The organism is Curtobacterium sp. ZW137, from assembly GCF_003762905.1.
GTDB lineage: Bacteria > Actinomycetota > Actinomycetes > Actinomycetales > Microbacteriaceae > Curtobacterium.
This window is the reverse complement of the sequence record NZ_RJKS01000004.1, coordinates 526,599-538,829: the sequence shown is the minus strand read 5'-3', so window position 1 is coordinate 538,829 and position 12,231 is coordinate 526,599. Positions and strand designations below refer to the sequence as shown.

The following is a 12,231-nucleotide window of genomic DNA, read 5'->3' as shown; positions in this document are numbered from 1 at the left end:
CGCCTCGCGCCAGGGTCAGGCGCCGGGGACCGCCACCCGCACGGCGCTGATGCGCCCGGCTCGGGTCTGTGCCGTCGTTCCCGGGTCGTAGCTGTCCGCCGTCGCCAGGTAGAGCGTCCGGCCGTCCGGGCCGCCGAGCGCGCAGTCGATCGCGCACCGCCCCGGAGCGTCGATGCGGTCCGTGGCCTTCCCGCCCTCGACGACGCGGAGGAACTCGCCGGTGTCGACGGAGCAGACCCAGATCGCGCCCGCGCTGTCGACGGTGCTGCCGTCGGGCGTCACGCCGTCCGGCAGCGCCGCCCACTCCCGCCGCCCGGACAGCGACCCATCGGCTGCGATGTCGAACGCGGTCAGGCGGCCACCCCGGGTCTCGCTGACGACCAGGGTCCGTGTGCCGGGGAGCACGTTCGCGCTGTTCGGGAACACCAGGCCCTCGGCGGCGAGGCGGGAGGAGCCGTCCTGGTCGATGACGTAGAGCGGTCCGGGGCGGAGCTCCTCGCCGCCGTACAGGTCGTAGCCGAAGGCGCCGATGTAGGTCCGTCCGGTCACGGTGTCGACGACCAGGTCGTTGAGGAGCGACGACTCGACCCCGGACAGGTCGGCGAACACCGACGTGGCTCCGTCAGCTGCGACCGCCACGACGGTGCGCGACTCCATCGAGCTGACGATCAGGCGACCGTCGGCGAGCCACCCGAGCCCCGAGGACTGCCCGTCGACCGTGGTCTCGAGACGCGGGCCGGCGTCCGATGCCGGATCGATCGAGAAGACCTCGCCGGTGTGCATGTCCGAGTACCAGAGCCGACCGTCGTGCCAGCGGTTCCCCTCGGGGAAGCGGATGTCGGTGACGACGTCGGTCGTGGAGTCCAGAGTGGTGTGCACCGGACCAGCCTGCCAGGCGCGACCCGAGCCTCCTGTCCGGATGCGGTGCCGGGCCGCGTTCAGGACCGCCGCTCGGCCACCCGACCCTTGGCGAGGAGCCGGAACCGGCCGTGGCGGTCGGGGTCGACGAAGTCGACCGTGCCGCTGAGCGCGCCGTCGGCGCCGATGATCCCGAAGGTGTCCCGCTCGATCGGGCGGAGCTCGTTCCTCGTGGCAGTCGGCGATGCTCCGGCCGTGCGGTACATGGCAGCGCCCTCGCGCACCGGTTCCTCGGCGAGCCAGAGCCGTCCGTCTGCATCGTGGGTGACCTCGGACTCGGTCTGCCTGGTGGCGTAGCGACCGGTGTACGGCGTCGCGTCGGCGACGCGGAGTGCGGGGCTCGGCACGGGCGCTGTCGTTGCCGGAGCGATGTCGGCGAACTCGGCGAACAACGGGTCCAGCAGGTCACGCGCGAGCCGCCCGCCGACGTCCGCGTTGGTGACGACGGCGGCGGCCACCGACCGGTCGGGTGCGATGGCCAACTGGGTGGCCACACCGGGGGCTCCGCCGCCGTGCTCGGCGATGCCCGGCCGGAGCAGGGCCCAGCCCAGCGACTGGTACGACGGCACGGAGCCGACACCCCGGAGCGGCACCTCGGGACGGAGCATCATCGCTGCCGAGGTCTCCGAGAGCAGCTGCTGACCGGTCGGGGCCACCCCGTGGGACAGGAAGAGCTGCCCCAGGGCGAGGAGACCCCGCGCGGACATGGCGAGCTGGTTGCCGGCGGCCGGGTTCGACGGCGGCATGAGGGCCCACTCCCGGGACGGGCCGAGCTCGTCGGCGTGCGAGACCGTGTCCGGGCCGGTGTCCGAGACGGCGTCCGAGACGGTGTCCGGACCGGTGTCCGTCCGGTGGACGTGGCCGATCGCGGTGCTGTACGCCAGGGCCTGGCTCGCGGAGAACGCCACCTCCTCGATGCCCAGCGGCTCGAGCAGGTACCGCCGGAGTGCCTGCTCGTACGGCAGCCCGCGCGTGGTCTCGACCAGCCGTCCGAGGGTGCCGTAGCCCGCGTTGCAGTACGACCACCGCTCGCCCGGCGCGCTGTGCTGCGCGGCCTGGCTCACGAGGTCGCGGACGAACCGGTCGAGCGCGTCGGGGCCCGAGGTGGTGGGCTGCCAGAGGTCTCCCTCGAAGCCCCCGGTGTGGGTCAGGAGGTGCCGGACGGTGATCTTCGCGCTGGCTGCCTCGTCGGCGGTCCGGAACTCCGGCAGGAACGAGCGGACGGGTTCGTCGAGCTCGACGAGCCCGTCGTCGACGAGCTGCATGACGAGCGTCGCCGTGAACACCTTCGTGATCGACTGGATCTGGAAGAGCGAGTCAGGGGTGACCGCGGTGCCCGTCCGGGTGTTGAGGACCCCGTGGGTCGCCTCGACCACGTCGGTCCCCAGCGAGAACGCCACCGCCGCGCCGGGGACGCCGTGCTGCTCACCGAGGCGGGTCAGGTCGTCCTGGATGCGCGCTCGCAGTTCCGTCGTGGTCGTCATGCCGTCCAGCATGCCCTGCCGGGCGAGCGGACCCGTAGGCTCCACGCCATGGCCACGAACCAGCGTCTCGAGCCGCTGCTCGAACAGTACGACTTCGCGACGGAGCGACTCCTCACGCGCCTGGCGGGGCCGTCGAGCGACTCGGGTGACGGCCGCGAGGTCGAGGTGCCGCCGCTGACGGACGACGAGTACCGCTGGGAGCCGGTGGAAGCGTGCTGGTCGGTACGCAGGCGCACCGACGGTCCCGGTCCGGGTGCGGTGAAGCTCATCGGCGCCGGGGAGTGGGGACGCGACGGTGCCCCCGAGAGCCCGTGGCCGCCGCCGATCACGACGATCGCCTGGCGGCTCGACCACCTCTCCGAGACCCTGGCCGGCCGTGCGAGCCACCTCGGGGGCGACCGGACGTTCGACCGCACGCGCTGGGAGTCACGAGGGGACGCTGCCGGAGCCATCGAGCAGTTCCGCGAGGCCGCAGCCGCCTGGCGTCGGGCGCTGCTGTCGGTCGACGAGTCCGACCACGACCGGACCGGTCTGAGCAGCTACCCGTACGGCAGCGACGCCGAGGAGACGCTCCCGTCCATGGTGTGGTGGGAGAACCAGGAGATCCTGCACCACGGCGCCGAGATCGCGCTGCTCCGGGACCTCTACGCACACCGCGCGCGCTGACCAGCACGGGGATCTGACCTCCTAGGCTCGCGTCCATGGACCTGGGCACGACACTCCTGCGGTACCGCTACCCGGACGGACGGCTGCAAGCGGCCTTCCCGATCCGACTCGTCGAGTCCACGCCCGAACGGCTGGTGGGGTGGTTGCCGGTCGGGTCGGAGATCGCCTACTGGGCGACGTCCGACGGTGCCGACCCCCGGACGGTCCCGCTGGAGGCCCGGTTCCGGCAAGCGCTCGGGACGGGCCGTCGGACGTGGAGCGGCGGCAGCGTGCTCCGGGTGATCCCGTACCGCGAGCGTTGGCAGGTCCTGCACTTCTGGGATGCCGACGGGGTGTTCACCGGCTGGTACGTGAACCTCGAATCCGAGAAGCGGGTGGACCAGCACGGTGTCGTCGCGGTCGACTGGCACCTCGACCTGCTGATCGCACCGGACTTCGAGGTCACCTGGAAGGACGAGGACGAGGCCGCAGCGGCTGTCGGGACCGAGTACCTCCGCGAGCAGGACCTCGCGGCGGCCCGCCGGACGGGGGAGCGGATCGCCGCTGACCCGCGGCGGTTCATCGACTCCGTCGGCCACTGGGAAGACCGCAGGCCGTCGTCCGAGGCCGGCCGAGCGCTGACGTTGCCGACGGGATGGGACACCCCGGACCCTTGAGTGGGTGCACGGTGGGCACATGACGGACGGGAGGCCCGGTGCCAGCTGACACCGGGCCTCCCGTCAGCGGCGCACGCGCCCACGGCGGTCCGGGACGACGAGGACCGCTCCGGTCAGCGGGTCGGCGACGACGACGACCGGGTGTGCGTAGACCGCTGAGACCCGGTCCGCGGTCAGGACCTCGTCGGGCTCGCCGACGGCGACGAGTTGCCCGTCGGCGAGCAGTGCGATCCGGTCCGCGTAGGCGGCCGCGAGCGTCAGGTCGTGCAGCACGACGACGACGGTCCATCCGTCGTCGGCGAGGCGCCGTGACTCGGTGAGCACGTCCTCCTGGTGTCCGATGTCGAGTGATGCCGTCGGCTCGTCGAGCAGGAGCGTGCCGGTGCGCTGCGCGAGTGCCCGCGCGAACGTGACCCGCGCCCGTTCGCCGCCGGACAGGGACGGCATCGGGCGGTCGGCGAGGTGCGTCACCCCCGCTGCGGCGAGTGCTGCGGTGACGGCGTCGTCGTCCTCGTCCTCGTGCGGGGTGCGCGCCCACGGTGCCCTGGCCATCCTGACGACGTCCGCCGCCGGGAAGGGGAACGCGATCGTGTGGTCCTGGGGCATCACGGCACGGAGCCTGGCGAGGTCGCGAGGACGGCTCGACGCGACGTCCAGGCCGCCGAGCCGGACGGATCCGGCCTGCAGGGGGACGTCCCCGGACAGTGCCGCGAGCAGGGTCGACTTGCCCGCGCCGTTCGGTCCGATCACCGCGACGAGCTCACCGGGCTCGACCCGCAGCGACACCCCGCCGAGGACGATTCGTCCGCCGAGCTGGACGGTGACCGCGTCGACTTCGATCGTCGATCCGGCCGGGGTCATGCCCAGCCCCCGGACCGGCGGCGGGTCCGCCTGAGCAGCCAGAAGAAGAACGGCCCGCCGACGAGCGAGGTGAGCAGGCCGAGCGGCAGGTCCGCGTTCGGGACGAGCGAGCGCGCGACGGTGTCGGCCACGAGCACGAGTGCGCCGCCGCCGAGGGTGCTCGTCAGCAGCAGGGGACCGTGCGCCGGACCGATCAGCATCCGCATGAGGTGCGGCACGACCAGCCCGACGAAGGCGACGATGCCCGTGAACGCCACGCCGATGCCGACGAGCAGCGCGACGAGCACGATGGCGACGACCCGCAGCCGCTCGACGTCGACGCCGAGGTGTCGCGCCGGGCGCTCGCCGAGTGCGAGGAGGTCGAGCGAGCGGGTGAGCGTGACGGACCCGGCGAGACCGATCGCGATCACGGGCAGGGCGACGAGCACCTCGGACCAGAGCGCGCCGTTGACACTGCCGAGCTGCCAGAAGACGATCTGCTCGCGGGCCTGCTGGTCGGCGAGGAAGGTCATGAGCGCGATCCCCGCTCCCGCGAACGCGTTCACCGCGATGCCGGTCAGGACGAGCGTGACGACCTCGGTCCGGCCGCCGGAGCGGGAGAGCAGGTACACCGCGAGCGTCGTGGCGAGACCGGTGCAGAACGCCAGCGCCGGGGTGGTCCAGGTACCGACGGTCGCGACGCCGGAGACGACACCGAACGAGGCACCGAGCGCGGCGCCGGAGGACACACCGACGACGGAGGGGTCGGCGAGGGGGTTCGCGAACACCGCCTGCATGAGCGTGCCAGCGGCCGCGAGTGCGGCGCCGACCAGGACGGCGAGCGCCACCCGGGGGAGACGGACGCCGGTGAGGACGCGATCGGCGAGCAGGTGCGCGGGGTCAGCCGGTGCGAGGTGCAGGGTGCGCAGGATCCCCGGTACGACCTCGCCGGCGGGGATCGGGTACTGCCCGACGGCTGCTGCCAGGACGGCCGAGACAGCGAGCAGGGCGACGAGCACGAGGGTCGCGAGCGTGATCCGACCGGGTCGGACGCGTGTGCGTGGGACGGAGGCGGTTCGCTGCAGCATCGGTTCGCAGTGTAGCGCCAACTAAGGCTAGCCTTACCTCACATGAGGAGAAGTCCGTTCGTCGTCGCACTCCCGATCGTCCTCGTCGCCGCCCTGGTCGGGTGCTCTGGTGGTGGGGAGGTCACTTCGGTGGCCTCGGGCTCCGCCGCGGCCGAGCAGCCGATCTCCGCGCTCCGGCCGGGGACCGACGCCGTCGACCTGATCGGACCGAGCACCGCACGGCTCGAGCGCGACGACGTCGAACCACTCGTCGAACCCGGGGGCGCGCAGCTGCCGGCGACCGTGACGTCGCACGACCTCGGCGGCGACTCGGAGCAGACCGTGACGCACACCGACCGAGTGCTCGCGCTCGACGTGTCCGGGTCGCTCGCCGCCACGGTCGTGGGGCTCGGCCTCGGCGACCACCTGGTCGGGCGTGACGTGTCGAGCACCTTCTCGAGTGTCCGGGAGCTCCCCGTCGTCACGCAGGACGGGCACTCGATCAACGCCGAGGCCGTGCTGTCGCTCGAACCGGACGTCGTGCTGACGGACGGCACCATCGGCCCGACCGACGTCGTCGAGCAGCTCCGGCAGTCCGGCGTCACCGTGGTCTACGTCGAGAACGAGCCGAGCCCCGACGGTGCCGCGGAGCTCGCACGACAGGCCGCTGCCGCCCTCGGGGTGCCCGCGGCGGGTGCGTCACTGGCCACGGAGCTGGCGGAGCGGATCGCCGCGACGGGGCACGACGTCGCGGCACTCGCCGATCGGGCATCGAGCCGGCCGCTCCGGATCGCCTTCCTGTACCTGCGCGGGACGAGCGGCGTCTACTACCTGCTCGGCGAGGGCACCGGCGCGGACGCGCTCGCGACGGCCCTCGGCGGCGTCGACGTCGCGGCGGAGATCGGCTGGGACGGTGCCCGCCCGATGACGGACGAGGCCCTCGTCGCCGCAGACGCGGACGTGTACCTCGTGATGACCGGCGGGCTGGAGTCCGTCGGGGGTGTGGACGGGCTGCTCGAGGCGAAGCCCGCGGTCGGGCTCACCCCGGCCGGGGAGCACCGACGGTTCGTCGACATGGCCGACGGGCAGATCCTGAGCTTCGGTCCGCGCACGCCGGCGGTGCTCGACGCGCTGGCCCGTGCGGTGTACGCCCCGTGACGCGGTTCCCGCTCTCGAATCCTGGCGTCCGCCCCGCCGGACTAAGGTAAGGCTTGCCTTGGTTAGGTGAACCTAATACTGTCAGCTCCGACAGGTCCGGCTCTGCCGGGCCGCCCCGGCTGCACCGCCGGCGGCAAGCAGCCGGCAGTGCCGGCGGACGAACCAGGAGCAACGACCCCGTGATCACGACGCGCACCCGAACGCGGTCCGTCGTCGCCATGGCACTCGCAGCGCTCGTCGCAGGAGGTGCTGCGCTGACCGGCGCAGCGCCCGCGACGGCAGCGGAGTCGCCCGCGACGGCAGGATCGCTCAGCTGGGGCATCGACACCTCGTACAGCACGATCTTCGCGAACTACCGGAACGCCACCGCTCCGGCGGCGTTCGACGGGGCGACGGCCAGCTGGCCGCTGGCCGCCGGTGACGGCAGCGGCTACGACGACGCGACCGGGACGGGCACCCTGCGGTTCTCCGGTGCGGTGCGCATCGGGTACATGACCGGCGCACAGCAGGTCGGCGTGAGCGCGGGCAACTACGTGTACATCGAGTCCCCGACGGTCAGCATCGACGGCGACACCGCGACGCTCTCCGCCGTCACCGCGGGATCGTCGCACGACCTCGACCCCGCGTTGCCGACCACGGCGAAGGCGGAGCGGACGTTCGCCACCATCGACCTCGGCGCGGCACAGCGGTCCTCGACGGACGACACCGTGACCTGGACGGCGGCCCCGGCGGCGATCACCGACCAGGGCGCGCAGGTCTTCGCACGGTTCGCATCCGCGAGCGACACCGTTCCGAAGCAGCGGGCGGTCGGCAGCGCGCTCGACCCCGTGACGATCACCGTCGACCGCGAACTCGTGACGGAGGAGCCGGGCGACGGCGACGACACGCCCGGCGACGGCGGCAGCACGCCGACTCCGGGCGCCGAGACCAGCACCACCACCGTGACCGCGGGGCCGGCAGCGCCGGTCACCGCCGGCACGCCGACCACCGTGACCGCGACCGTGACGGGAGGCACGGCTTCCCCGACGGGATCCGTCACCTTCACCGACACCCCGGCCGGCAGCGCCTCGCCCACCACCCTGGGCACCGTCCCGCTGGGCACCGACGGCACGGCCGCCTGGACCGGCGCGCTCGGCGCCGGTGGACACTCGCTCTCCGCCGCGTACGCGGGCGACACCACGTACGCCGCGTCCTCGGGCGTCCTGTCCGGCCGTGGCGGAGCCGCGGCGAGCTACGGCGTCGTCGACGTCTCCGAGCCGACCACCTGCACGACGGGCTCCGGCGCCACGACGGTCGACGGCGTCTCCGCCACGTGGGACTGGTCGGCGTACAGCAGCGAGTGGACCAAGACCGCGACCGGCGACGACGTCGCGGTGGACGGTCAGGACTTCGTGCTCTCGAACGGTGTGGCGTCGGTCGACACCTCGTGCGCCACGGTCGCGTTCACCGGCGCGATCCGTGTCGCCGCCTACACCGCGTACTTCCCCACCGCGGGGCAGTGGGTCGAGCTCGTCGACCCGACCCTGTCGATCGCCGCCGACGGGACCGGTGCGTGGAGCGCCGGCGTCCGGAGCGGCACGTCGACCGACAACGACGACGCCCCGGTCCGGACGGTCGTCGCGCGGGTCGCCGGTGCATCGCTGCCCGACCTCACCGCGGACGGCACGCTGTCGGCTCCGCTCGCCTTCGACGGCACGACCGCAGCGGGCACGTGGGACACGACCCGTACCGACGCCTGGTCCAACGCGTTCGTGATGCGCGTCCCGAGCGCCGTCCGTGCCTTCTACCACGGCACCGCGACCGCGACGAAGAACGCGGAGAAGGCGCCGTCGCCCGTCGAGGTCAGCTGGACCGGCGCGTCCTCCGAGCCCGGTACCGACCCCGAGCAGCCCGGCACCGACCCCGAGCAGCCCGGCACCGACCCTGGCCTCCCTGGTGCCGGCGACGGCGACGCGTCGCTCTCCGGCAACCTCGCCTGGGGGTTCAAGAGCTCGTGGCGCTCCTACCTCGCCACCATCGCGCACGGCACCACCACGGTGTCCGATGGCGCGACGATCTCCGGTGACCGCTTCGTGTTCCCGCAGGCCGAGGGCGGCGACTTCGACCCGGCCACGGGAATCGGGACGATCCGCTACTCCGGGGCTGTCGACTTCGTCAGCGCGGCGCACGGCTTCGACATCGCCCTGCGTGACCCGTGGATCGTGACCGACGCCTCCGGTGCCTCCACACTGACCGCCGCGGTCTCCACCTCGGACACCGCCGGGCTCGGCGACACGGCGCGGGTCACCGTCGCGGACCTCGGGACGGGCACGACCACCAGGACGTCCGCGCAGCTGCTCCGGGTGGCCGCGGCACAGAACACCTGGACGGACGTCGCCGGGAACTTCTCCGACACGCTCGGACCCGACGGCTGGGTGCAGTACCGCGGTCAGGCGATCGACCCCGTCTCCTTCGGGTACGACGCGGCCGTTGCCGACCCCGGCACGACCGACCCGACCACGCCGGTCGTCGAGGTCCCCGCTGCCGGCGACACCGAGGCCGGCACGGGTGCAGCGGGCTCGAACGTCGCGGCCGGCGCGACGTGCACCGCGAACACGGTGTCTGGTGCCTCCCTCACCTGGGGCTTCAAGGAGAGCTTCCGGAACTACACGACCGGCTCGATCGCCAAGGGGGCCATCGCCCTGCACGGGGTCAGCGCGACCGGCGGCGGCTGGACCTGGTCCGGCGGCACCGGTGCGCTCAACACCGCGGCGACCACCGGGCGCGTGGGCTGGACGGGCGGTGTCGAGTTCACCGGGCACAACGGCCTGATGGACGTCACCCTCAGCAACCCGACGGTGCGGCTCTCCGGCCCGGGCACCGCGACCCTCGTCGCGGACGTCACGAGCACGGCGCTCGACGGCGGAGCGGACGTGCGTCTGGCGCAGGCCGCGATCGCGACGCTCGACCTCGACGGCGGCACGCGGAGCGGCACGAGCTGGCAGGGGGTCCCCGCCACGCTGACCGCCACCGGAGCGAGTGCGTTCTCCGGCTTCTACTCCGCCGGCACCGCGCTCGACCCCGTGTCGTTCAGCCTGCCGACCGGCGGTGCGACGGCCTGCGACGGCACCACCGACCCGAAGTTGGCGTTCACCGGCACCGACGTCTCCGGTCCGGCCGGCGTCGCCGCTGTGCTCCTCGCCCTCGGCATCGCGATGCTGGTCGCGCGTCGGCGCCGTCACCTCCGCGACACGGCGGCGGTTGCCGGTGCGTGATGCCCTGACGCTCGGGCTGGCCGGGACGGTCGTGGCGCTCGCCGCGGCCGTCCCGGCCCTCGGGGTGTCCTCGGCGTCCGCAGCGACGACGACTCCAGGCTGCACGGTCGCCGAAGCCACCCTGACCTGGGGCTTCAAGGAGTCGTTCCGGTCGTACATCAGCGGATCCATCGCGAAGGGGAGCTGGACGACGGCCGACGGCGCCACCTACACGACGCCGTCGTTCGGGTGGTCCGGCGGCTCGGGCACCACCGACGTCTCCGGTGCGGGCACCGTCGGGTGGACGGGGTCCGTGCGCTTCACGGGGCACGGCGGGATCCTCGACACGATGATCGCCGACCCCACGATCGAGGTCACCGGACCGACCTCGGCGATGCTGCACCTCGACGTCCGCGGTACCACCCAGGACGGTGCTGCGATCGACGAACTCGACGTGCCGTTCGCGACGCTCGACCTCACCGCACACCCCGTCGACCCGGCCGCGGGGACCGTCGTGCTCGACGCGGCTGCCGCCACCCTCACGCAGGAGGGGGCGACGGCGTTCGGCACCTACCCCGCGGGCACCGCGCTCGACCCGGTGTCCGCATCGATCCCGGTCAGCTGCGCCGATCCCACCCCGACGCCGTCCGCGACACCCGTGCCCGCCGTCGTGGCTCCCACGTCGACGGTGAGCCCGGCGGCCGCCTCGACAGATCACGGACCGGGGGGAGCCGGGACCGCGCTCGGTATCGGGATCGGAGCGGCGGCAAGCGCGGCGGCGGCCGGTGCGACCGCGTTCGTCGTCGTGCGCCGGCGGCGAGCGGCCGATCCGTCACCCTGACCGGATCGGCCGCCCGCGGGCACGTCGTCGGCACAGCGAGTGCGCGGGGCCGGGGCCCTTCGAGTGCCCGTCGTCAGAAATACTTGACCGCCGACAGGACGATGCCCGCGATCGCCACGACCCAGACGTACGGCAGCACCCGGACCATCACGGCCTGCGGCGAGACCCCCGCGTACTGGGACGCCCACACGGTCTGGGTGCTCGTGGGGTCGGCGACGCCGAAGACCTGGTTGTACGAGGTCATCAGCCCGAGGACGGCCATCGGCGAGTAGAAGCCGATCGCGGTCATCGCACCGGCGATCCCCGCCCCGAGCCCGAAGATGTTGAGCGGCCCGCGGTACAGGCACAGGGGGACGAGCACCGAGAACACGATGACGTAGAGCCAGATGTTCGTCGGGGCGACGGCCTCGACGATCGGCCGGAGCGCGGCCACGGATCCCGGCAGCCCCACGGCGGCGAGGAGCATGCCGATCGCGATGAACAGCGTGATCGGCGGGGCGGCGACCTTGAACCCGTCGTAGAGCGACCGCAGCATCGTGGTTCCCCAGAGCCCCGGTCGGGTCGTCGTGACGACGGCGAACAGCACGCCTGCGAGCAGCGACGGGATGATCGGCACCTGCAGGACGAGTGCCAGGACGATCGGGACGAGCGGGGTCAGCAGCGCGAACCACGGCGCGTCGCCCAGGCGTCGACGGCGGCTCGTGACGACACGGGTGCCGTCGGCAGGGGCCGCGAGCGACCAGGCGTGCACGGTGCCGCGGCGACGGGTCTCGATGATCACGTAGGCGACCGCGGCTGCGGCGGCGAACGGGAACAGCAGGATCATGAACGACCGCACCTGCGGGATGGGGAGGTGCAGGGCGGTTGAGAAGAACTGCCAGACCGGCAGCTCGAACGGCACGCCGGCGCCGATGCCCATCAGGATGGTCCCGGCCGCGGTGACCTTCGGGACACCGACCGCGATCATCGCGGGGATCCCGATGACCCCGGCGAGCAGGGCGGCGGGGGCGGAACCGGTGACCGCGCCGCAGAGCGCGGAGATGACGAGCACTCCGAGGGCGATCACGACGGGACGGTCGCCGCCGAACTCGACCGTCTTGCGGACCAGGGTCGACGCGATCGCGGTGTCCCGCATCAGCGAGCCGAGCCAGGAGCCGAGCAGGATGGCCACCATCGTGGACGCCAGGGTGATCGCGCCGTTCTGGATCACCGTGGTCAGCACGCTGTTCTCTGCGCCGACGAACGAGGCGCCGCCGGCGAGGGCGATCGCCACCGCGAGCAGCACGAGGGCGAACGCGGTGGGGAGTTTGCCGGTGAGGATCAGGGCGACCCCGATCGCCATGATGACGATGATTGCGATGCCCATTG

10 protein-coding genes are annotated in these 12,231 nt (G+C 73.0%); 5 read left to right on the top strand and 5 right to left on the bottom strand.

Features of this window, described 5'->3' with window-relative positions; translation table 11 throughout:
* Positions 1-15: 15 nt before the first annotated feature.
* Together EDF55_RS15880 and EDF55_RS15875 are read right to left on the bottom strand one after the other, a co-directional pair.
* Positions 16-879, bottom strand: a complete 864-nt coding sequence (locus tag EDF55_RS15880) for an SMP-30/gluconolactonase/LRE family protein (RefSeq protein ID WP_185017460.1) — start codon at positions 877-879, stop codon at positions 16-18.
* Positions 880-938: 59 nt separating this feature from the next.
* Complete coding sequence (locus EDF55_RS15875; protein WP_185017458.1) at positions 939-2,402, bottom strand: serine hydrolase; 1,464 nt, start codon at positions 2,400-2,402, stop codon at positions 939-941.
* A 48-nt stretch (positions 2,403-2,450) separates the two neighbouring features.
* Between EDF55_RS15875 and EDF55_RS15870 the strand changes: the two genes are divergently transcribed.
* Positions 2,451-3,068, top strand: a complete 618-nt coding sequence (locus EDF55_RS15870) for a DinB family protein (protein ID WP_123655911.1) — start codon at positions 2,451-2,453, stop codon at positions 3,066-3,068.
* Positions 3,069-3,103: 35 nt separating this feature from the next.
* Positions 3,104-3,724: a DUF402 domain-containing protein gene (locus tag EDF55_RS15865; RefSeq protein ID WP_123655910.1), complete on the top strand. Its 621-nt coding sequence runs from the start codon at positions 3,104-3,106 to the stop codon at positions 3,722-3,724.
* Positions 3,725-3,787: 63 nt separating this feature from the next.
* Here the strand turns inward: EDF55_RS15865 and EDF55_RS15860 are convergent, their stop codons facing one another.
* Both EDF55_RS15860 and EDF55_RS15855 read right to left on the bottom strand, forming a co-directional pair.
* Positions 3,788-4,585: a heme ABC transporter ATP-binding protein gene (locus EDF55_RS15860; RefSeq protein ID WP_123655909.1), complete on the bottom strand. Its 798-nt coding sequence runs from the start codon at positions 4,583-4,585 to the stop codon at positions 3,788-3,790.
* Positions 4,582-5,652 carry an iron ABC transporter permease gene (locus EDF55_RS15855; RefSeq protein ID WP_123655908.1) on the bottom strand — a complete coding sequence of 357 codons (1,071 nt, stop codon included), beginning with the start codon at positions 5,650-5,652 and terminating at the stop codon, positions 4,582-4,584. Before EDF55_RS15855 ends, EDF55_RS15860 begins: the two co-directional genes overlap by 4 nt.
* 42 nt (positions 5,653-5,694) lie before the next feature.
* Between EDF55_RS15855 and EDF55_RS15850 the strand changes: the two genes are divergently transcribed.
* The 3 genes from EDF55_RS15850 to EDF55_RS15840 all read left to right on the top strand — a co-directional run bounded on the left by EDF55_RS15850 (position 5,695) and on the right by EDF55_RS15840 (position 10,863).
* A complete protein-coding gene (locus tag EDF55_RS15850; RefSeq protein WP_123655907.1) occupies positions 5,695-6,789 on the top strand; it encodes a hemin ABC transporter substrate-binding protein in 1,095 nt (364 codons plus the stop codon).
* Between the two features lie 179 nt (positions 6,790-6,968).
* Entirely contained in the window at positions 6,969-10,043 is a 3,075-nt protein-coding gene (locus EDF55_RS19185) for an HtaA domain-containing protein (RefSeq protein WP_123655906.1), read from the top strand.
* Positions 10,036-10,863 (top strand): HtaA domain-containing protein, encoded by an 828-nt coding sequence (locus EDF55_RS15840; protein ID WP_185017456.1) that lies wholly within the window; start codon positions 10,036-10,038, stop codon positions 10,861-10,863. The genes EDF55_RS19185 and EDF55_RS15840 overlap by 8 nt, the downstream gene beginning before the upstream one ends.
* Before the next feature lie 73 nt (positions 10,864-10,936).
* Here the strand turns inward: EDF55_RS15840 and EDF55_RS15835 are convergent, their stop codons facing one another.
* Complete coding sequence (locus EDF55_RS15835; protein WP_123655904.1) at positions 10,937-12,229, bottom strand: transporter; 1,293 nt, start codon at positions 12,227-12,229, stop codon at positions 10,937-10,939.
* Positions 12,230-12,231 lie beyond the last annotated feature (2 nt).

Excerpts from the sequence above, each read along its gene's own strand:
- EDF55_RS15875 (WP_185017458.1), bottom strand. The coding sequence starts at position 2,402 with ATGACGACCACGACGGAACTGCGAGCGCGCATCCAGGACGACCTGACC.
- EDF55_RS15870 (WP_123655911.1), top strand. The coding sequence starts at position 2,451 with ATGGCCACGAACCAGCGTCTCGAGCCGCTGCTCGAACAGTACGACTTC.
- EDF55_RS15865 (WP_123655910.1), top strand. The coding sequence starts at position 3,104 with ATGGACCTGGGCACGACACTCCTGCGGTACCGCTACCCGGACGGACGG.
- EDF55_RS15860 (WP_123655909.1), bottom strand. The coding sequence starts at position 4,585 with ATGACCCCGGCCGGATCGACGATCGAAGTCGACGCGGTCACCGTCCAG.
- EDF55_RS15855 (WP_123655908.1), bottom strand. The coding sequence starts at position 5,652 with ATGCTGCAGCGAACCGCCTCCGTCCCACGCACACGCGTCCGACCCGGT.
- EDF55_RS15850 (WP_123655907.1), top strand. The coding sequence starts at position 5,695 with ATGAGGAGAAGTCCGTTCGTCGTCGCACTCCCGATCGTCCTCGTCGCC.
- EDF55_RS15835 (WP_123655904.1), bottom strand. The coding sequence starts at position 12,229 with ATGGGCATCGCAATCATCGTCATCATGGCGATCGGGGTCGCCCTGATC.